The 19,654-nt window shown below is 71.4% G+C and carries 19 protein-coding genes; 14 read left to right on the forward strand and 5 right to left on the reverse strand.

Going from position 1 to position 19,654, the window contains the following annotated elements:
- Positions 1-3 precede the first annotated feature (3 nt).
- On the forward strand, positions 4-768 hold the full coding sequence (gene prcA, locus NLX94_RS22340) for a proteasome subunit alpha (RefSeq protein WP_254384775.1): 765 nt from the start codon (positions 4-6) through the stop codon (positions 766-768).
- Between the two features lie 67 nt (positions 769-835).
- Here prcA and NLX94_RS22345 read toward each other — a convergent pair whose 3' ends face one another.
- Entirely contained in the window at positions 836-1,837 is a 1,002-nt protein-coding gene (locus tag NLX94_RS22345; RefSeq protein WP_254384776.1) for a LacI family DNA-binding transcriptional regulator, read from the reverse strand.
- A 145-nt stretch (positions 1,838-1,982) separates the two neighbouring features.
- Between NLX94_RS22345 and NLX94_RS22350 the strand changes: the two genes are divergently transcribed.
- From NLX94_RS22350 to NLX94_RS22410, 13 genes are all read left to right on the forward strand, one after another.
- Positions 1,983-3,290 carry an MFS transporter gene (locus NLX94_RS22350; protein WP_254384777.1) on the forward strand — a complete coding sequence of 436 codons (1,308 nt, stop codon included), beginning with the start codon at positions 1,983-1,985 and terminating at the stop codon, positions 3,288-3,290.
- 136 nt (positions 3,291-3,426) lie between these two features.
- Positions 3,427-4,788 carry a Pup--protein ligase gene (pafA, locus tag NLX94_RS22355; RefSeq protein ID WP_214948088.1) on the forward strand — a complete coding sequence of 454 codons (1,362 nt, stop codon included), beginning with the start codon at positions 3,427-3,429 and terminating at the stop codon, positions 4,786-4,788.
- 104 nt (positions 4,789-4,892) lie between these two features.
- On the forward strand, positions 4,893-5,831 hold the full coding sequence (locus NLX94_RS22360; RefSeq protein ID WP_254384778.1) for an FKBP-type peptidyl-prolyl cis-trans isomerase: 939 nt from the start codon (positions 4,893-4,895) through the stop codon (positions 5,829-5,831).
- A 48-nt stretch (positions 5,832-5,879) separates the two neighbouring features.
- Complete coding sequence (locus tag NLX94_RS22365) at positions 5,880-6,257, forward strand: FKBP-type peptidyl-prolyl cis-trans isomerase (protein WP_254384779.1); 378 nt, start codon at positions 5,880-5,882, stop codon at positions 6,255-6,257.
- A 158-nt stretch (positions 6,258-6,415) separates the two neighbouring features.
- On the forward strand, positions 6,416-7,378 hold the full coding sequence (locus tag NLX94_RS22370) for a YafY family protein (protein WP_254384780.1): 963 nt from the start codon (positions 6,416-6,418) through the stop codon (positions 7,376-7,378).
- An 80-nt stretch (positions 7,379-7,458) separates the two neighbouring features.
- Complete coding sequence (locus tag NLX94_RS22375; RefSeq protein ID WP_254384781.1) at positions 7,459-8,427, forward strand: YafY family protein; 969 nt, start codon at positions 7,459-7,461, stop codon at positions 8,425-8,427.
- Complete coding sequence (locus NLX94_RS22380) at positions 8,411-8,662, forward strand: CpXC domain-containing protein (RefSeq protein ID WP_254384782.1); 252 nt, start codon at positions 8,411-8,413, stop codon at positions 8,660-8,662. Before NLX94_RS22375 ends, NLX94_RS22380 begins: the two co-directional genes overlap by 17 nt.
- A 26-nt stretch (positions 8,663-8,688) precedes the next feature.
- Positions 8,689-8,889, forward strand: a complete 201-nt coding sequence (locus NLX94_RS22385; protein ID WP_254384783.1) for a hypothetical protein — start codon at positions 8,689-8,691, stop codon at positions 8,887-8,889.
- 170 nt (positions 8,890-9,059) lie between these two features.
- Positions 9,060-9,359: a Sec-independent protein translocase subunit TatA gene (gene tatA / locus NLX94_RS22390; protein ID WP_254384784.1), complete on the forward strand. Its 300-nt coding sequence runs from the start codon at positions 9,060-9,062 to the stop codon at positions 9,357-9,359.
- A 61-nt stretch (positions 9,360-9,420) separates the two neighbouring features.
- Positions 9,421-10,386, forward strand: a complete 966-nt coding sequence (tatC, locus tag NLX94_RS22395; RefSeq protein WP_254384785.1) for a twin-arginine translocase subunit TatC — start codon at positions 9,421-9,423, stop codon at positions 10,384-10,386.
- A 37-nt stretch (positions 10,387-10,423) separates the two neighbouring features.
- Positions 10,424-11,332, forward strand: a complete 909-nt coding sequence (locus NLX94_RS22400; RefSeq protein ID WP_254384786.1) for a diacylglycerol kinase — start codon at positions 10,424-10,426, stop codon at positions 11,330-11,332.
- A 65-nt stretch (positions 11,333-11,397) separates the two neighbouring features.
- The gene (locus NLX94_RS22405) at positions 11,398-14,259 is read left to right on the forward strand and encodes an RNA helicase (protein ID WP_254384787.1); all 2,862 of its coding nucleotides are present in this window, start codon (positions 11,398-11,400) and stop codon (positions 14,257-14,259) included.
- A gap of 91 nt (positions 14,260-14,350) precedes the next feature.
- Positions 14,351-15,001, forward strand: a complete 651-nt coding sequence (locus NLX94_RS22410) for a TetR/AcrR family transcriptional regulator (protein WP_254384788.1) — start codon at positions 14,351-14,353, stop codon at positions 14,999-15,001.
- A 7-nt stretch (positions 15,002-15,008) separates the two neighbouring features.
- On the opposite strand, the gene NLX94_RS22415 is transcribed toward NLX94_RS22410, so the two are convergent.
- The 4 genes from NLX94_RS22415 to NLX94_RS22430 form a co-directional block, all read right to left on the reverse strand.
- Complete coding sequence (locus tag NLX94_RS22415; RefSeq protein WP_254384789.1) at positions 15,009-16,010, reverse strand: RluA family pseudouridine synthase; 1,002 nt, start codon at positions 16,008-16,010, stop codon at positions 15,009-15,011.
- A gap of 18 nt (positions 16,011-16,028) precedes the next feature.
- Positions 16,029-17,591 carry a serine hydrolase gene (locus tag NLX94_RS22420; RefSeq protein WP_254384790.1) on the reverse strand — a complete coding sequence of 521 codons (1,563 nt, stop codon included), beginning with the start codon at positions 17,589-17,591 and terminating at the stop codon, positions 16,029-16,031.
- A gap of 147 nt (positions 17,592-17,738) precedes the next feature.
- Positions 17,739-18,587 carry a siderophore-interacting protein gene (locus NLX94_RS22425; protein WP_254384791.1) on the reverse strand — a complete coding sequence of 283 codons (849 nt, stop codon included), beginning with the start codon at positions 18,585-18,587 and terminating at the stop codon, positions 17,739-17,741.
- A gap of 61 nt (positions 18,588-18,648) precedes the next feature.
- A complete protein-coding gene (locus tag NLX94_RS22430) occupies positions 18,649-19,554 on the reverse strand; it encodes a 5'-3' exonuclease (protein WP_254384942.1) in 906 nt (301 codons plus the stop codon).
- Positions 19,555-19,654 lie beyond the last annotated feature (100 nt).

Here is a 19,654-nt window from a genome sequence, read left to right on the forward strand (position 1 = left end):
CCGGTGTCGACTCCGTTCTATGTGTCACCCCAGCAGGCCATGGCCGACCGGGCGGAATACGCCCGCAAGGGCATCGCCCGCGGTCGCAGCCTTGTTGTGATCCAGTACGCCGACGGCATCGTGTTCGTCGGTGAGAACCCGTCCCGTGCGCTGCACAAGTTCAGCGAGATCTACGACCGGATCGGCTTCGCGGCCGCCGGCAAGTACAACGAGTACGAGAACCTGCGGATCGGCGGTGTGCGGTACGCGGATCTGCGCGGATACACCTACGACCGTGACGATGTGACGGCCCGTGGGCTGGCGAACGTGTACGCGCAGACGCTCGGCACGATCTTCTCGAGTGCGGGGGAGAAGCCGTACGAGGTGGAGCTGGTCGTGGCGGAGGTCGGGGCGACCGCTGCCGGGGACCAGATCTACCGGCTGCCGCACGACGGGTCGATCGTCGACGAGCACGGGTCCGTGGCCGTGGGTGGTAATGCCGAGCAGATCAGCACCTACCTCGACCAGCGGCACCAGGACGGGATGACCCTGTCCGAGGCGCTGAAGCTGGCGGTGCAGGCGCTGTCGAGCCAGGCGAACGGTACGGACAAGTCGATTCCGGCGGAGCGGCTGGAGGTGGCGGTGCTGGACCGTACGCGGGCTCAGCAGCGCAAGTTCAAGCGGATCCGCGGCCGGCAGCTGTCGCGGCTGCTGGAGGCGGACGTTCCGGCGGCGGCCCAGGCGGATGCCGTGTCGAACGACGAGGCTCCCGAAGAGGAAGCCGAGTAGGGCACGTCCGCAGTGCAGTGTGAGCGCCCCTGGCCTTCGGGCCGGGGGCGCTTTCGCGTGTCCGGGGTCAGGGCGTGGGTGCGGGGCCCGAGGAGTCGCGGACGACGAGTCGGACGGGGATGTCGACCGGGGTCCAGGGGGTGCCTTCGAGGACGGCGAGGAGGGCGGTCATGCCCTGTTCGCCGACGCGTTCGGCGGGGAGGTGGACGGTGGTGAGTTCCGGTTCGACGGCGGTGGCGAGGGCGAGGTCGTCGAAGCCGGTGACGGAGAGGTCCTCGGGGACGCGCAGGCCGAGGCGGCGGGCGGCTTTGCAGGCGCCGGCGGCCAGGATGTCGTCGTCGCAGACGACGGCGGTGGGGCGGCGGTCCGCGGGGGTGTCCAGGGCGGTCTCCATGGCCGTACGGGCGGCTTCCACGCTGAGGTGGGCCCGTACGGTGCGCAGCTGTGCGGTGGGCGGCAGGTGGGCGGCCAGGGCGTTCGCGCGGACGTCGAAGGTCCAGGAGTCGATGGCGGAGGCGAGGTGGAGGAAGCGGTGGTGGCCGTGGGTCAGGAGGTGTTCGGCGGTCTGGCGCATGCCGTCGGCGATGGCGAGGTTGACGTGGGCGTGGGCGGTGTCGGCGGTGGGGTCGCTGTCGAGCATGACGAGGGGGAGTCCGTCGCCGCCGAGGGCGTGGAGGGCGTCGGCTGCCATGGAGGAGGCGATGACTCCGTCGAGTGCGGCTCGGGCGGAGGCGAAGGGGTCGCGGGCGGGGCCGGTGCCGTCGGGGGAGGGGTAGAGGACGACGCCGAAGCCGTGTTCGGCGGCGATGCGGGCGGCGCCGGTATAGACGCGGGCGAAGAATTCGTTGGTGAGGGCGGGGACGACGAGGAGGGCGGTGCGGGTGGAGCCGAGGCGGAGGTTGCGGGCGGCGAGGTTGGGGCGGTAGCCGAGTTCGGTGGCGGTGTGGCGGACGTGGTCGGCGGTGCGTTCGGAGACGCGGCCGCGCCATTTGTCGCCGAGGACGAGGGAGACGGTGGCCTGGGAGACCCCGGCGGCGGTGGCCACGTCGCGGCTGGTGGGTCTCGTCACACGGTGCTCCTGTAGTGCGAGGTCGCGGGGGGTCGGCGGGGTTCGGTGGGTGGACCGCCGGTCTGTGGTCATGGTACGTATGACCCTTAACGTTATACGTATTACTAAGCCACTCCCGGCTGGTTCCGGGCAGAAGGGGGCGGACATGGCCGCGGGTTACGCGGGGCTGCTCAGGACCCGGCACGCCGCGAGGCTGCTGGTGGGCACGCTCATAGGCCGGCTGCCGAACGGGACGGGGCCGATCGCGATCGTGCTGTTCACCCGGGCGGAGGGCGGCAGCTACAGCCTGGCGGGGGCGCTCGCGGCCGCGTACGGGGTGTCGAACGCGGTCGGGCAGCCGCTGCTGGGGCGGGCGGTGGACCTGTTCGGGCAGCCGCGGGTGCAGCTGCCGGCGGCGGTGGTGTCGGCGCTGGGCATGGTGTGGCTGGCGCTGGCCGGTACCGGTTCGGTGGTGGTGGCGTACGCGGCGGTGGTGGTCGCGGGGCTGTTCACGCCGCCGCTGGAGGGCGGGCTGCGGGCGCTGTGGCCGAGCGTGCTGGGCGGCAAGGAGGAGCGGGTCCATGCGGCGTACGCGATGGACGCGGTGGCCCAGGAGGTCATGTTCACGGTGGGGCCGCTGCTGGTGACCCTGTGCGTGGCGCTGTGGGATCCGGCGGCGGCGCTGCTGGTGATCAACGGGATCGGGGTGCTGGGGGCGCTGTCGGTGGTGGTGTCGGAGCCTTCGCGGACGTGGCGTTCGGAGCCGCGGGAGGCGCACTGGCTGGGGGCGCTGCGCTCGCCGGGTCTGCTGGCGCTGCTGGGGGCGTTCTTCTTCGTGGGGACGGCGCTGGGGTCGATCACGGTGGCGGGTGTGGCTTATGCGGACGAGCACGGTGGTCAGGCGGTGTACGGCTGGCTGATGGCGGCGCTGGGGCTGGGTGCGCTGTTCGGCGGTGTGCTGTACGGGGCGCGGCAGTGGGCGGGTGCGCCGGAGCGGCGGCTGCGGCTTCTGGTGGCGTTGCTGGCGGTGTGTTACCTGCCGTTGATGCTGGTGCCGGGTGTGGTGGCGATGACGGGGTTCGCGGCGCTGGCGGGGGTGTTCCTGGCTCCGGCGTTGGCGTGTGCGTTCATCGTGGTGGACCGGCATGCTCCGGCGGGGACGGTGACGGAGGCGTTCTCGTGGCTGGTGACGTTCTTCGGGGTGGGTGCGGCGATCGGTACGGCGGCTGCGGGTCCTTCGGTGGAGGCGGGGGGTACGGCGGCGGGGTTCGCGGTGGCGAGCGTGGCGGGGTTCGCGGCGCTGCTGGTGCTGACGGTGACTCAGCGGGTGCTGGCGCGTCCGGGTGCGAGCCGTGCGGTGGCGGGTTCCGGGGCGTCGCCGGTGGCGGGCTCGGAGGCAGGGGATGCGGGGTCTGGGGTGGGTGCGGCGGGGCCGTTGGAGGGCTCTGCGGAGGCGTCGGTGACGGGGTCCTGAGAGGGTCGATGGGCGGGTGACGCGCGGGCTCCCGGCGGCTCGGCGGGCGGGTGGCGGGGTGGCCGCTCGGGAAAATGATCGAAACGGCGCCTGCGAACTCGGTTTCAGAACAGAGCAGAAGGCGTAATGTTCAGTCATGGACCGCCGCATTTTCGGGCTGGAGAACGAGTACGGCGTCACGTGCACGTTCAGGGGACAGCGCCGACTGTCTCCTGACGAAGTGGCGCGCTACCTCTTCCGCCGTGTTGTGTCATGGGGCCGCAGCAGCAATGTCTTCCTGCGGAACGGCGCCCGCCTCTACCTCGACGTGGGTTCGCATCCGGAGTACGCAACTCCTGAATGCGACAACCTGATCGAACTGGTCACCCACGACAAGGCCGGCGAGCGCATTCTCGAAGGCCTGCTCGTCGATGCCGAACGCCGCCTGCACGAGGAGGGAATCGCGGGCGACGTCTATCTGTTCAAGAACAACACCGACTCGGCGGGAAACTCGTACGGCTGCCATGAGAACTACCTGGTGGCCCGGCACGGGGAATTCTCCCGGCTGGCGGACATTCTGATCCCGTTCCTCGTCACGCGGCAGTTGATCTGCGGTGCGGGCAAGGTGCTGCAGACGCCGCGGGGCGCGGTCTACTGCGTGAGCCAGCGGGCCGAGCACATCTGGGAGGGCGTCAGCTCGGCCACGACCCGTTCGCGGCCGATCATCAACACGCGCGACGAGCCGCACGCGGACGCGGAGCGGTACCGGCGTCTGCACGTGATCGTGGGCGACTCGAACATGTCCGAGACGACCATGCTGCTGAAGGTCGGGGCGACCGATCTGGTGCTGCGCATGATCGAGGCGGGCACGGTGATGCGGGACCTGACGCTGGAGAACCCGATCCGGGCGATCCGGGAGGTCAGTCACGACATCACGGGTCAGCGCAAGGTGCGTCTGGCGAGCGGCCGGGAGGCTTCGGCGCTGGAGATCCAGCGGGAGTACTACGACAAGGCGGTGGACTTCGCGGAGCGCCGGGGCATCCGTACGGGTGTCGTGGACCAGGTGCTGGAGCTGTGGGGCCGGACGCTGGACGCGATCGAGGCGGAGGACCTGGACCGGATCGGGACCGAGATCGACTGGGTGATGAAGTACCAGCTGATCGAGCGGTACCGGGCGAAGCACAACATGACGATGTCGAATCCGCGGGTGGCTCAGATAGACCTCGCGTACCACGACATCCACCGCAGGCGCGGGCTGTACTACCTGCTGGAGCGCAAGGGGCAGGCGGCGCGGATCTGCAACGATCTCAAGATCTTCGAGGGCAAGTCGGTGCCCCCGCAGACGACGAGGGCGAGGCTGCGGGGTGACTTCATCCGTCGTGCGCAGGAGCAGCGGCGGGACTTCACGGTGGACTGGGTGCACCTGAAGCTGAACGACCAGGCGCAGCGCACGGTGCTGTGCAAGGACCCGTTCCGGTCGGTGGACGACCGGGTGGAGAAGCTGATCGCGGGCATGTGACATCGCACTGATCTCGGCCAGGGCCTCGTACGGATCTCGTACGGGGCCCTGTCCACGCCTTAGAGTGGCGACGACCTATGTGCCGTCTGAGATCTGAGGAACACGTGCGCCGACTTGCCGGCCTGCTTGTCGTACCCCTTCTGCTGCTGTCGACAGCGGCCTGTGGCGACAGCGGCTCCAACTCCGCCGAGATGAAGAACGGGGCGCCCGCGATCACCCAGGGTGCCAAGTTCGGGGAGACCCCCACCCTGTCGAAGGGGAAGGGCGCCCCGCCGAAGGAACTGAAGGTGGTGACCATCAGCGAGGGCGACGGCCCGGCGCTGAAGAAGGGCGACATCGCCCAGGTCAACTACCTCGGCCAGGTCTGGGACGGCACCGAGCCGTTCGACCAGAGCTTCGGCAAGGGCAAGCCGTTCGACGTGACCATCGGCGCGGGCCAGGTCATCAAGGGCTGGGACCAGGGTCTTGAGGGCCAGAAGGTCGGCAGCCGTGTGGAGCTCGTGATTCCGCCGGACCTCGGCTACGGCGCGCAGGGCTCGGGCGAGAAGATCAAGGCGAACGCCACGCTGGTCTTCGTCGTGGACATCGTCAAGGGCACCTCCGTACCGGTTTCGGCCACGGGCAAGGAGGTCCCTCAGACGGACGCCGCCCTTCCGAAGGTCGGTACGAACACGGACGGCAAGGAAGTCTCCCTGACCGTTCCGAAGGACGGCACGCCGCCGGCGAAGCTGGTGTCGAACTACGTCCTGGAGAGCGACGGCGCGGTCGTCAAGGACACCGACAGCGTGGTCGTCAAGTTCCACGGCAAGACGTGGAAGGACGACAAGACCTTCGAGAGCACGTACGGCACCGACACGACCGTGACGTGGCCGCTCTCGGAGCTCCAGGTCAAGGGTTTGAAGGACGGGATCGTCGGCAAGAAGGCCGGCAGCCGGATCCTGCTGGTCATCCCGCCGGACCAGGGCTTCGGCGACAAGGAGCAGGGAACCATCGCGGCCAACTCGACGCTGGTCTTCAGCCTCGACATCCTCGCCGTGGTGTAAGACTGTCCAGGTTGTACCCCTGTTCGTAAGTTTTTGAGGAGCAGTTCCGTGAGCGACAAGCTCGAGAAGCCCGAGATCGACTTCCCTGAGGGCGACGTCCCCACCGACCTCGTCATCGAGGACATCTGGGTCGGCGAGGGCGCCGAGGCCAAGGCGGGTTCCCGCGTTTCCGTCCACTACGTGGGCGTGGCCTTCTCCACTGGTGAGGAGTTCGACGCTTCCTGGGGCCGCGGCGCGCCGCTGCAGTTCCAGCTGGGTGTCGGTCAGGTCATCTCCGGATGGGACCAGGGCGTCCAGGGCATGAAGGTCGGCGGCCGTCGCAAGCTGACGATCCCGGCCCACCTGGCGTACGGCGACCGCGGCGCCGGCGGTGCCATCGCGCCGGGCGAGACGCTGATCTTCGTGTGCGACCTGATGGCCGCCTGATCGGTCCGCTGTGACATGACGCCGTGAGGCGTGCGGGGCCCCTGCCTTCGAGGCGGGGGCCCTCGCTTTTGCCCAGGACCATCGGGGCGGTACGGTCAGCGGTCACGAGGGTGTACCGGGGACACGACTCGAAGGTCTGGAAGGGCGGATGGGCGTCGATGGCGATTGCCAAGGCCGAGCGGCTGATGAATCTGGCGCTGTGTCTGCTGGGGACGCGCCGGCCGCTCAGCAAGCGGGAACTGCGCGGTTCCATCGAGGCCTACATGGAAGCCGGGAACGACGAGTCCTTCAACCGCATGTTCGAGCGGGACAAGGATGATCTGCGGGAGCTCGGGCTGGTCATCGAGACCGTCGAGAACCTGGAGGGCGACACCGGCTATCTGGCCCGCCGCGATTCCAACCGGCTGCCGCCGGTGGCGCTGGACGCCGAGGAGGCCGCGGCCCTGGGGCTCGCCGCCAAGGTCTGGCAGCAGGCCCGGCTGGCCGGTGCGGCCAGTGGGGCCCTGCAGAAGCTGCGGGCCGGCGGCATGCCGGAGGCCTCGGACCCGTACGAGGGCCAGCACAGTGCCATCGAGCCGCGGATTCCGGTGCACGAGGCGGCCTTCGAGCCGCTGATGCTGGCCTGCCGTGACCGCCGTCCGGTGGTCTTCGACTACCGCAAGTCCACCGCCGCCCGCCCCGAGAGCCGCCAGGTGGAGCCCTGGGCCCTGGAGTGCTGGCGCGGCCACTGGTACCTGGCGGGGTTCGACCGCGACCGCGGGGCGGAGCGCGTGTTCCGGCTCTCGCGGATCACGGGCAAGGTCCGCTCGCGCGCGGCCAAGTACACCGCCGAGGTCCCGGACGTGGTGACCGTACGGGAGACCGTGGCGAGCTGGGCCGGGGAGAGCGCGGAGCGTTCGGCGCTGATCCGGCTGCGCGCGGGGGCGGGCTATCCGCTGCGGGCCAAGGCCACCTCGGTGCGCGAGGGGGCCGGCGGGGACGGCTGGGACGAGCTGGAGATCCCGTACGGGCACGGGCTGGACGCCTGGCTGGTGGAGTTCGGCCCCGATGTCGTCGTGCTGGAGCCGGCGGACCTGCGGGCCGATGTCGTGGACCGGCTGCGGGCCGTCGCGAAGGGCTGACCCGGCCGCGCGGAGCCGCGCGGGAGCGGGTGGACCGGGCAAGATCAGTGAGCAACGCCCTGAGGGGGAGACGTACCAGCATGGCTGCCAACGCCATCGACCAGACGCGCCGGATGCTGTCCCTGGTGACGTACCTGCGCGAGCGCCCGGGTGCGCACGTCGCGGACGTGGCCCGGGCCTTCGGGATCACCGAGGACGAGCTGATCTCGGACCTCGACGTGCTGCCCATGTGCGGGACCAGCTTCCGGGGCGGTGACCTGCTCGACATCGACACCGACGGGGAGCGCATCTGGTGGCGCAACCCCGATGCCTCGGGGGAGTCCACCGCCGAGCCGCTGCGGCTGGCCGCGGACGAGGCGACGGCGCTGCTGGTGGCGGCGCGGGCCGTGGCCACGCTGCCCGGGCTGCGCGAGGGGGACCGCCAGGCACTGCTGCGGGCCACCGCCAAGCTGGAGGCGGCCGCGGGCGAGGCCGCCGGGGCCAGCTCCCGGCTGTCGGTGACCTTCGAGTCCGAGGGCGGGGTCTTCGCCGACGTGGACCGGGCGATCGCCGAGCAGCGCCGGCTGTGGCTGCGCTACTACTCGCCCGCGCGCGACGAGCTCACCGAGCGCACGGTGGACCCGATCCGGCTGTTCGCCGTCGGGCACACCTACATGGAGGGGTGGTGCCACCTCTCCGAGGCGCGGCGGACCTTCCGCCTGGACCGGGTGGCGGAGATCCGGCTGCTCGACGAGCGGGCCGATCCGCCCGCGATCGAGCCCCGCGATCTGTCCGAGGGGCTGGTCCAGCCGGCCGCGGAGGACCCGGAGGTGGTGGTCGAGGTCGGTCCCGGCGGGCGCTGGGTGGCCGAGTACTACCCGCACGACAGTGCCGAGGAGCTGCCCGAGGGGGGCCTGCGCATCACGCTGCGCAGCCCCGATCCGGCCTCGCTGCGCCGGCTCGCGCTGCGGCTGGGCCGCGAGGGGCGGATCGTGGCTCCCGCGGAGCTGGCGGACAGTGCCCGCCGGGCGGCCCGGGAGGCGCTCGCCGCCTATGAGGAACAGGGCTGAGGTGGCGGGGGGGATCCGCGCGACGCCGGTCGCGTTCAAGGCGTCCTGTCCCGACTGCCGGGCCCGCTTCGAGCTGGACGCGGGTGCGCTGCGCCTCGCCATCGGCGGGAGCCGGCGTACGACCTTCTACTCCTTCACCTGTCCCGCGTGCGCGGCCGTGGTCCGCAAACCGGCCGGTGAGCGCATCGTGGAACTCCTGACCGGTGGCGGCGTGAGCACCCTGCGCAGCGTGTGAGGCGGGCGGTGGCCTAGGCTCGTCGCATGCTGTGGCCGATGTTCGCAATCGCTCTGGGCTTCCTCGGGCTCGCCGTCCTCGCCGTCCTCGCCGTGCGGGTGTTCGTGGAGGTGCGCAGGCTGTCCGTCCAGGTCGCGGACGCCGGGCGGCGCATCGCGGAGGCCTCCTCGGAGCTGGAGCGGGCCGCCACGGGCCTGGCCAGGGCCGGGCGCTCCGTGCGGCCATAGCCATCGCCGGGCAACCGTCGTACTGTCTGACCACGCACGCGGTAGTGCCCCAGGGGATTGCCTGGCGTTAACCCCCGGGGGTTACGATCCATGTCAGAACGGCTTACCGATCTCGGTCAGAGCCGTCTTGACTACCACAACCAGCCGTTTCGGTGAGAAGGAAGACACACATGATCGGCAACCTGAAGCCCCTCGAAATCCTCCTGATCGTCGCCGTGATCTTCCTGCTGTTCGGTGCCAAGAAGCTTCCCGACATGGCCCGCTCGCTCGGCAAGTCCGCCCGGATCCTCAAGAGCGAGGCGAAGGCGATGAAGAAGGAGGGGGAGGCGGAGGACGCCGCCACCGCCGCTTCCGTCGCGGACCAGGCGCCCCAGCAGCAGGCCGCGGCCCCGCGCACCATTCAGGCTTCGCCGGGCGACGTGACCAGCGCCCGCCCCGTGAACGAGCCCAACCACACCAAGCAGGGCTGACGGCGGCCGCCCCGGCGGCCGCGCGCGCACCAGTCAACTGCAACGAGACAAGGGACGTGGGTTGCTCAAGTCTGCCCGCAAGCAGGAGAAGCAGGACCAGAAGGCAAAGGACGCCGAAGGGCGGATGCCTCTTGTCGAGCACCTGCGTGAGCTGAGAAACCGGCTGATGAAGGCGGTCCTCGGGGTCCTCGTGGTCACCATCGTGGCCGCGTTCTTCTACAAGGACCTGATCGACTTCATGATGAAGCCGATCCTGGACTCCGTCGGCTGTTCCAACGGCGTGGTCGCGCAGCGCAACGGGAATCCCTGCGCCGCCATGACGGTCAACGGCCTCATCGCGCCCTTCTCCATCGCCCTGAAGGTCTCGCTGACCGCCGGTCTCGTGCTCTCCGCCCCGGTGTGGCTGTACCAGCTGTGGGCCTTCGTGGCCCCGGGGCTGCACAACAACGAGAAGAAGTACGCCGTGGCCTTCGTGGCGGTCGGCGCGCCCCTGTTCGGTGCCGGTGCGGTCCTGGCGTACAACGTCCTGCCGCAGACCGCGGTGATCCTGCTGGAGTTCACCCCGGAGAACGCGAGCAACCTGCTGCCGGTCGACGACTACCTCGACCTGGTCACGCGCATGGTCGTCGTCTTCGGTCTGGCCTTCGAGCTGCCGCTGCTGCTGATCCTGCTCAACGTCACCGGGGTGCTGACCGCGAAGCGGCTCGCGAGCTGGTGGCGGGCCATGGTGCTCGGCATCACCCTCTTCGCCGCGTTCGCGACGCCCACCGGTGACCCGCTGACGATGCTGGCGCTGGCCATGCCGATCGTCGCCCTCTACTTCATCGCGCTCGGTTTCTGCTACCTCAACGACCGCAGGCGGGCGCGGAACAACCCCGATGCGGGTCTGGACGACGACGAGGCCTCCGCGCTGGACCTGACGCCGGCGGAGCTCGGTGCGATCGAGCCCGTGGCGGCTCCGGGCGCCCTGCCCGAGCAGGCCGACGGCGGACGCCAGCGGATCAACGGTTACGACGACGCCACCTGATCGACGCGGGCCCGCCTTGGCAGGTACATTCCCGCGGGTGAGCGCCGAGATCACCCTCTTCGTCAATCCCACCGCCGGAAGCGGCCGGGCCGCGCATGCCGCGCAGCCGGCCGCTTCCGCGTTGCGCGAGGCCGGTTTCTCGGTGCGCAGCGTCGTCGGCGGGGACGCCCCCGACGCCCTGGCGCGGCTGCGCACCGCGGTGCGGGAGGGCACGGGGGCGGTGATCGCGGTCGGCGGCGACGGGATGGTCTCCCTCGCGCTGCAGGCGCTCGCCGGCACCGGGGTGCCGCTCGGGGTGGTCGCGGTGGGGACCGGGAACGATTTCGCGCGCGCCATGGGGCTGCCCGTACGGGAACCCGCGCGGGCGGGCCGACTGGCCGCCGAGGCGCTCAAGGAGGGCCGGGTCCGCGAGATCGACCTCGGCCGGGTCACCGGAGCCGGGGACGGCGCCGGCGGCACCTGGTACGGGACCGTGCTGTGCTCCGGCTTCGACTCGCGGGTCAACGACCGGGGCAACCGGATGCGGCTGCCGGCCGGCCGGTTCAAGTACGACCTGGCGATGGCCCTGGAGCTGGCCGCCTTCCGGCCCTTCCCGTACCGGATCACCCTGGACGACGGTCCGGTCCTGGAGACCGAGGCCACGCTGGTGGCCGTCGGCAACGGCTCCTCCTACGGCGGCGGCATGCGGATCTGCGCGGACGCGGTCCCCGACGACGGGCTCTTCGACATCACCGTCGTCGGCGACTGCAGCCGCACCACCCTGCTGAAGGTGTTCCCGCGGGTCTACAAGGGCACCCACCTCGACCATCCGAAGGTCACCGTCCACCGGGCCGCGAAGGTGACGCTGGAGGCGGCCGGCATCACGGCCTACGCGGACGGCGAGCCGCTGGGCCCGCTCCCGGTGAGCGCCGAGTGCGTTCCGGGGGCCCTGCGGCTCCTGGCGTAGGAGCTCCGGGCCCGCGCAAAAGATCGCGACTGTTGTCGGAGGCGGCGGGTAGGCTCGAAGACAAGATGACCGAAGAACTTTCTCCCGCCGAGCGGTACGCCGCTGCCCGGATCCGCGCCGCCGAAGAGGCCACGGCCCTGGCGCCTTTCCGTGAGATGTACGAATTCGACCTGGATCCCTACCAGATCGAGGCCTGCAAAGCACTGGAGGCGGGCAAGGGCGTCCTCGTCGCCGCACCAACCGGCTCGGGCAAGACGATCGTCGGCGAGTTCGCCGTGCACCTGGCCCTGCAGCAGGGCCGCAAGTGCTTCTACACCACGCCCATCAAGGCCCTGTCGAACCAGAAGTACGCCGACCTCGCCAAGCGCTACGGCGCCGAGAAGGTCGGCCTGCTCACCGGCGACAACAGCGTCAACGCCGATGCTCCGGTGGTCGTCATGACCACCGAGGTGCTCCGCAACATGCTGTACGCGGGCTCGCAGGCGCTGAACGGTCTGGGCTACGTGGTGATGGACGAGGTGCACTACCTCTCCGACCGGTTCCGCGGAGCCGTCTGGGAGGAAGTGATCATCCACCTCCCCGAGTCGGTGACCCTGGTCTCCCTCTCCGCCACCGTCTCCAACGCCGAGGAGTTCGGCGACTGGCTCGACACCGTGCGCGGCGACACCCAGGTGATCGTCTCCGAGGAGCGTCCCGTACCGCTGTGGCAGCACGTCATGGCCGGCCGGCGGATCTACGACCTCTTCGAGGAGGAGTCCGACCACGGCGGCCGCGGCTCCGCGCGCCGCGAGGTCAACCCCGACCTGCTGCGGATGGCGCGCGAGGAGAACAGCAGCCGGTACAACCCGAAGGACCGGCGGCGCGGAAAGATGGTCCGCGAGGCCGACCGCGAGCGCGAGCGGCGCTCCCGCGGCCGGATCTGGACCCCTTCGCGCCCCGAGGTCATCGCCCGGCTCGACGGGGACGGGCTGCTGCCCGCCATCAACTTCATCTTCAGCCGGGCCGGCTGCGAGGCCGCCGTCCAGCAGTGCCTGTACGCGGGGCTGCGGCTCAACGACGACACCGCGCGGCTGAAGGTGCGCGAGATCGTGGAGGAGCGGACCGCCTCCATCCCCACCGAGGACCTGCACGTCCTGGGGTACTACGAATGGCTCGAAGGCCTGGAGCGGGGCATCGCCGCGCACCACGCGGGCATGCTGCCCACCTTCAAGGAGGTCGTCGAGGAGCTGTTCGTACGGGGTCTGGTCAAGGCCGTCTTCGCCACCGAGACCCTGGCGCTGGGCATCAACATGCCCGCGCGCACGGTCATCCTGGAGAAGCTCGTCAAGTGGAACGGCGAACAGCACGCCGACATCACCCCCGGCGAGTACACGCAGCTCACGGGCCGGGCCGGGCGGCGCGGCATCGACGTCGAGGGCCACGCGGTGGTGCTGTGGCAGCGGGGCATGGACCCGGCGGGCCTGGCCGGGCTCGCGGGTACCCGTACGTATCCGCTGCGCTCCAGCTTCAAGCCCTCGTACAACATGGCCGTCAACCTGGTCCAGCAGTTCGGGCGGCACCGCTCGCGCGAGCTGCTGGAGACCTCCTTCGCGCAGTTCCAGGCCGACCGCTCGGTCGTCGGGATCTCCCGGCAGGTGCAGCGCAACGAGGAGGGCCTGGACGGCTACCGGGAGGGCATGACCTGCCACCTCGGTGATTTCGAGGAGTACGCGCGGCTGCGCCGCGACCTGAAGGACCGTGAGAACGACCTGGCCAAGCAGGGGGCGGCCCAGCGGCGGGCGCAGGCTGCCGCGTCGCTGGAGAAGCTGAAGCCGGGCGACATCATCCACGTGCCGACGGGCAAGTTCGCGGGGCTCGCCCTGGTGCTGGACCCGGGGGTGCCGGCCGGGCGGTCCAACGGGCACCGCGGGCACGAGTACACCGAGGGCCCGCGCCCGCTGGTGCTCACCGCGGAGCGGCAGGTCAAGCGGCTCGCCGGGATCGACTTCCCGGTGCCGGTGGAGCCCCTCGACCGGATGCGGATCCCCAAGACCTTCAATGCCCGCTCGCCGCAGTCCCGTCGGGATCTGGCCTCGCAACTGCGGACCAAGGCCGGCGACTTCAGGCCCGGTCGGGCACCCCGGGGCCGGGCGGCCGCGGCCGACGACCGGGAGATCACCCGGCTGCGCACCGCCCTGCGGGCGCACCCGTGCCACGGCTGTGACGAGCGCGAGGACCACGCCCGCTGGGCGGAGCGCTTCTACCGGCTGCAGCGGGACACGCGGCAGCTGGAGCAGCGCATCGAGGGCCGGACGAACACCATCGCCCGCACCTTCGACCGGATCCACGCACTGCTGACGGAGCTGGACTACCTGCGCGAGGACGCGGTGACCCCGCACGGCCGGCGCCTCGCGCGGCTCTACGGAGAGCTCGACCTGCTGGCGTCGGAGTGCCTGCGGGCAGGCGTCTGGGAGGGGCTGAGCCCGGCCGAACTGGCCGCCTGCGTCTCGGCGCTGGTCTTCGAGGCGCGGCAGTCCGACGACGCGGTGGCGCCGAAGGTGCCGGGCGGTGCGGCGAAGGCCGCGCTCGGCGAGATGGTCCACATCTGGGGCCGGCTCGACGCGCTGGAGGAGGAGCACGGCATCAACCAGGCGGAGGGCGTGGGCCAGCGCGAGCCGGACCTCGGCTTCGCGTGGGCGGTGTACCAGTGGGCCTCCGACAAGAGCCTGGACGAGGTGCTGCGCGAGGCGGAGATGCCGGCCGGTGACTTCGTGCGCTGGTGCAAGCAGGTCATCGACGTGCTGGGGCAGGTGGCCGCCGCGGCGCCCTCCTCCTCGTCCTCGTCCTCCTCCGATTCCTCGGGGGGTGGCAGCACCGTGGCCCGCAACGCCCGCAAGGCGGTGGACGCGCTGCTGCGCGGTGTCGTGGCCTACAGTTCGGTGGGATAGCCGGAGTTGTAGGTTTCTACAGAAGCGGTCATGGCCGGATCTCATCTCTTGCCATGATCGCTTCGGTGTGTCCTGTGGGAAAATCAGGCCCATGACTGCGGGAACCGGCGAGGGGCCGAGACGGGTCGGTCGGCCGCGCGCCGATCAGCTGAGACCGGCGAGCGGGCGGCCGCCGCGCGAGGAACTCCTCTGTGCGGCGGCCGAGTTGTTCACGGTGAAGGGGTACGCGGCCACCACCACGCGGGCGGTGGCCGAACGGGCCGGAATGCGCCAGGCCACGATGTACCACTACTTCGGCGGCAAGGAGGAACTCCTCGCCGAACTCCTGGAGTCCACGGTCGCGCCCTCCCTGGAGCTGGCCCGCGGCCTGGCCCGGGAAGCGGACCGGCCCGCCGGCCGCAGGCTCTGGGAGCTGTGCCGCTCGGACGTGATGCTGCTGTGCGGAGGACCGTACAACCTGGGCGCGCTCTACCTGTTGCCGGAGGTCTCCGGTGCGCGCTTCGCCCGCTTCCGCCGGATGCGCCAGGAACTCAAGGACATCTACCGGGAGTTGCTCGACGGGACGGAGGTCGGCGCGCAACTCGCCGGTGATCGAGCCGGGTTGGTGCTCCGCAACGACCTGGTCTTCGGCCTCATCGAAGGCGTGATGCTGATCCACCGCTCCGATCCGGCGCGCCCGGTGGCCGCCTTCGCGGAGGCCACCGCCGACGCGGCGCTGCGGATCGCGGACGTGGTCCGCTAGGAACGGTCTAGCCCCGGTCCGCCCGGTCCCGGTCCGCCTGGCCCCGCTCGTCGGAGCCCGCCTCCCAGCCGGGCCGGTCCTCCCAGGCCCGCAGGGTCCGGCGGCTCTCGATCCGGTGCGCGGTCCCGGTGACCGGATCGGTGAACTCCAGGGTGCGGGCCAGGAGCTGGAGCGGACGCCGGTAGTCGTCGGGCGCCGGGTCGCGGACCACCGGATAGACCGGATCGCCCAGGATCGGCAGGCCCAGGCTGTTCATGTGCACCCGCAGCTGGTGGGTGCGCCCGGTGTGCGGGGTCAGCCGGTAGCGCCCGGTGTCCCCCTTGACCTCGAGGAGTTCGGCCAGGGTCTCGGCGTTGGGCTCGGCGCCCGCGACCTCCGTCGCCGCCATCACCCCGCGCACCTTCTCGATGTGGCTGCGCAGGGTCCGGGGGAACTCCACCGCCGGGTCGTGGGGCGCGAGCGCCTCGTACTCCTTGCGGATCCGCCGCTCCTGGAACATCAGCTGGTAGGCCCCCCGGTCCTCGGGGCGGATGCTGAACAGCACCAGCCCGGCGGTCATCCGGTCCAGCCGGTGTGCGGGGCTCAGCGCGGGCAGCCCGAGCTCCACCCGGAGCCGGGCCAGGGCCGTCTGGAAGACGTGGCTGCCGCGCGGGGTGGTGGCCAGGAAGTGCGGCTTGTCCGCCACCAGCAGGTGCTCGTCGCGGTACACGACCCCGATGGGGAAGGGCACCACGGGCTCGGGCGGCATGTCCCGGTGGAACCACAGGAAGCCGCCGGGCTCGTACGGGTCCTGCGGCCGCAGCACCCGGCCGCCCTCGCCCAGTACCCGGCCGTCCCGAAGGAGGCGGGCCATGGACTCGGCGCCGCGCGTGCCCTCGTAGCGTGCGGTGAGGTAGGAGCCGAGGTCCGGCCAGGTCCCGTCCGGGTCGGGGGGCAGCCGCATGCGGACCGGGTCGATGCCGGAGACCTGGGGCAGGGGCGCGTCGGGGATGTGGGATCTGCGCTTCACCGGGTACAGGCTAAGCCGCTAGCCGGCGGTGAAGGTCCCCAGGTGGTCGGCGTCCAGGTACTCGACGCGGACCGTGCGGTCGGCGGGGGAGAAGAACACCCCGGTGCGGCCGACCGCGTTCTCCCCGGAGGTCTCGAAGCTGAAGGTGTCCCCGTCGTAGTGGGTGAGGGGGAAGACCATCGGGCCCGGGCCGAGGGACAGGGTCAGCCCGCCCCCGCTCGTGGCCGCCACGGTCGCCCTGCCGTAGTAGGGGTTCTCGTAGGTGCCGGTGTACGCCGAGTCCTGCGCGGCCGGCTTCGCACCGGCGGGCGGCCGGGCGTAGTCGGTGGGGGAGCGGCCCTCCGCGTTGATCCGGGCGTAGAGGGAGCCCGTCAGGGCCAGCCAGTCGGTGGTGGCCTTCCCGTGCTCGGCGGTGTCGAAGAAATCGGCGGCGACGGCGTCGGGCAGGCCGACGGGGGCGCCGTTGGTGAGGACGACGATGCCGAGCTTCTCCAGCGGGAGCATGCTGACGGCGGTGTTGGCGCCGAGCTCGAAGGCGCCGGAGTGGCTCAGGCGCAGGCGGCCCGCGTCGTCGTAGCCGACGTTCCAGCCGAGCCCGTAGAAGCCGGTGCGGCCGGTGGGGGAGGCGGGCGGCTGCGACACGATCTCGGGGAGGTGGGTGCGGGCGAGGGTGTCGGCGGGGATGATCCGCTTGCCGTCGAGGGTGCCGCCGGCGAGCTGGAGCCGCAGCCAGCGGGACATGTCGCGGGCGGTGCTGCTCACCCCGCCGGCCGGGGCCTGGGCGTCGGGGTCGCGGACGTAGCGGGGGCTCCAGGTGCCGTTGGCGGTCTTGACGTGGGTGGCGGCGTGGTCGGGGGCGTCGACGAAGGCCCGGAACTCGGTGCTGGTGCGCGTCATCCCGGCGGGCCTGAAGAGGGTGTCGGCGCTGAGCTTCTGCCAGCTGACCCCGCGGGAGCGGGCGAGCGCCTCGGCGCCGGCGGTGAACCCGAAGTTGGTGTAGGCGTAGCTCGCGCGGAAGGGGCTCAGGGGCGCCTGGCGCAGGTGGTCCAGGATGTACGCCCGGTCGTAGCCGAGGTCCTCGAGGAGGTCGCCGGCGTGGTCGGGCAGGCCGCTGCGGTGGGAGAGCAGGTCGGCGGTGGTGACGTGGGAGGTCACCCAGGGGTCCTTGAGGGCGAAGCCGGGGAGTTCCGTGTGCCGGTCGAAGTCGGCGGGGTCCTTGAGGGCTCCGGCGGCGATGGTGGAGGAGAGCGGCTTGGAGAGCGAGGCGACCTGGAAGACGGTGTCGGGGCCGACTGCGGCCGGGTCGCCGACGCGGCGGACGCCGAAGCCCTTGAGGTAGACGACCTCGTCGTCGTGGACGACGGCGACGGAGACGCCGGGCACCCCGGTGCGGCGCATCATCTCCGCGACGGTCGCGTCGAGCCGCCCCACCGCGGTGTCGACCTGGGCGTCGGTGAGCTGGGCGGTGGGCGCGGGCGGCGGGCTCGGCGCGGCGGTCGCGGTCCCGGCAGTGGCCGTAGCTGTGGCCGTGGCCAGGAGGGCGGCTGCTCCGGCTGCCGTGAATGCGCGGAGCGTACGCATGGGGCCATTGTGCCGCCGAATGGGTGCGGGCGCCTCGCGTGGACCGCCTGGCGGCGGCCGGAGTCAGGGGGCTCGTCCCCTACCCGCCCTCGCCCGTTCCCCGGGGCGCCCCGGACCCCGCGCCTCACACGCCGGCGGGGCTGGTGGTCAGGACGCGGCTGCGGCCAGGGGGCGTTCCTGTTCGGCTTCGACTTCCGCGTTCCAGTCGCGCTTGATCGCGCGCCAGCCCTCGTCGGTCTGGCCCAGGCGCCAGTAGCCGGAGATGGACAGGCGCTCGCGCGGGATGCCGCGGTCGATGCGCAGGTGGTGGCGGAGGGTTCTGACGAAGCCGGCCTCGCCGTGCACGAACGCGTGTACGTCGGAGGAGGGGAAGGACAGGGCCTGGACGGCCTCGGTCAGCGCTTCCCCGACGGGGCGGGCGCCGCGGTGGACCCAGACCGGGACGATGCCGTCGGGGGTGACGATCCTCAGCTCGTCCTGCGGGCCCTGGACCTCCACGAGCGCGTGGACCCGCGCTCCGGCGGGCATCCGCTCCATCGCCGCCGCGATCGCCGGCAGCGCGCTCTCGTCGCCGACCAGCAGGTGCCAGCCGGCGACCGGGTCCGGGGCGTAGGCCCCGCCCGGACCGAGGAAGCGTACGAGTTCACCCGGCTGGACGCGGGCGGCCCAGGGGCCGGCCAGCCCCTCGTCGCCGTGGACCACGAAGTCGAGGGTCAGTTCCAGGCGGGCCGGGTCCCAGGCGCGCACCGTGTAGGCCCGCTGGCGCGGCCACTCCTCGCGGGGGTGGGCCGCCCGGATCCGGTCCAGGTCCCAGGGGGTGCCGTAGGTGACGCCGGCCGGTGCGAAGAGGAGTTTCACGTAGTGGTCGGTGTACCTGCCGGCACCGAATCCGGCCAGCCCTGCACCGCCCAGCACGATCCGCACCATGTGCGGACCCAACCGCTCGGTCCGCACGACGACTGCGGTGCCGACCTTGCGGGCGCGTCCTTCTGCCACGACGTCTCCCTGACTTTCCGACCCTGACTCCGTGAAGCTTAGGATTACCTAAGTTAGCACCTCAGGGGCGGAGTGCGCTGCCCAGGCGTTCAACGGCTCCACTCAGGCCCCATCGGTGGGCCAGCGCCACCACAACATCGGGCTGGGCGGGCACGGCCGGAAGTGCGGGGTCGAAGGGCGGAAGCGGAACGTCCGAGGCGACCTGGACCACCTTCGGGGCGACCGCCAGATATGGCCGGGATTCGTCCAGCCGCTTGCGCTGAGTGGGGGTCAGCTTCGACTTCGGGTCGTCGATCGCCGCGATGATCCCGGCCAGGTCCCCGTAGGCGTCCAGCAGCTTCGCCGCCGTCTTCTCGCCGATGCCGGGGACGCCCGGAAGGCCGTCGCTCGGGTCCCCGCGCAGCAGTGCCAGGTCGGCGTAGCCGGGACCGTCCACCCCGTACTTCTCGCGGAGCCAGGCCTCGTCGGTCACCTGGAGGGTGCCCACGCCCTTCAGCGGGTACAGGACCCGGCGCTGCTTCGCGTCGTCGACCAGCTGGTACAGGTCCCGGTCGCCCGTGACGATGTCCACCGGGCCGGTGGCGCGGCCGGTCAGGGTGCCGATCACGTCGTCGGCCTCGTACCCGGCGACCCCCACCCGGGCGATGCCGAAGGCGTCCAGGGCGGCCTCGATGATGGGGACCTGCGGTGCCAGGGTGTCCGGGGTCTCCTCGACGTCCGGGCCGCTCTCGGTCTCCTGGGCGACCCGGTGGGCCTTGTAGGACGGGATCAGTTCCACCCGCCAGTGGGGCCGCCAGTCGGCGTCCATGCACGCCACCAGGTCATCGGGCCGGTGGTCCTGCACGAGGCGGCCGATGAAGTCGAGCAGGCCGCGGACGGCGTTGACCGGAGTGCCGTCGGGGGCCTTCACGGAGTCCGGCACGCCGAAGTACGCGCGGTAGTAGAGGGAAGCGGTGTCCAGGAGCATCAGGCGTCGTGTCGTCGTCACGGTCACGATGATGCACTGAGGGCAAACGGAAAGTGGCGCGGGTGCGGCCTCCTCCGCTCTTGAGCGCGAAACCGGGGCC

Source organism: Streptomyces sp. TBY4, assembly GCF_024213195.1.
Taxonomy (GTDB): Bacteria; Actinomycetota; Actinomycetes; order Streptomycetales; family Streptomycetaceae; genus Streptomyces.

Excerpts from the sequence above, each read along its gene's own strand:
- NLX94_RS22370 (WP_254384780.1), top strand. The coding sequence starts at position 6,416 with ATGGCGATTGCCAAGGCCGAGCGGCTGATGAATCTGGCGCTGTGTCTG.
- NLX94_RS22350 (WP_254384777.1), top strand. The coding sequence starts at position 1,983 with ATGGCCGCGGGTTACGCGGGGCTGCTCAGGACCCGGCACGCCGCGAGG.
- NLX94_RS22385 (WP_254384783.1), top strand. The coding sequence starts at position 8,689 with ATGCTGTGGCCGATGTTCGCAATCGCTCTGGGCTTCCTCGGGCTCGCC.
- NLX94_RS22405 (WP_254384787.1), top strand. The coding sequence starts at position 11,398 with ATGACCGAAGAACTTTCTCCCGCCGAGCGGTACGCCGCTGCCCGGATC.
- NLX94_RS22420 (WP_254384790.1), bottom strand. The coding sequence starts at position 17,591 with ATGCGTACGCTCCGCGCATTCACGGCAGCCGGAGCAGCCGCCCTCCTG.
- NLX94_RS22375 (WP_254384781.1), top strand. The coding sequence starts at position 7,459 with ATGGCTGCCAACGCCATCGACCAGACGCGCCGGATGCTGTCCCTGGTG.
- NLX94_RS22410 (WP_254384788.1), top strand. The coding sequence starts at position 14,351 with ATGACTGCGGGAACCGGCGAGGGGCCGAGACGGGTCGGTCGGCCGCGC.
- tatA (WP_254384784.1), top strand. The coding sequence starts at position 9,060 with ATGATCGGCAACCTGAAGCCCCTCGAAATCCTCCTGATCGTCGCCGTG.
- NLX94_RS22430 (WP_254384942.1), bottom strand. The coding sequence starts at position 19,554 with ATGCTCCTGGACACCGCTTCCCTCTACTACCGCGCGTACTTCGGCGTG.
- pafA (WP_214948088.1), top strand. The coding sequence starts at position 3,427 with ATGGACCGCCGCATTTTCGGGCTGGAGAACGAGTACGGCGTCACGTGC.
- NLX94_RS22380 (WP_254384782.1), top strand. The coding sequence starts at position 8,411 with ATGAGGAACAGGGCTGAGGTGGCGGGGGGGATCCGCGCGACGCCGGTC.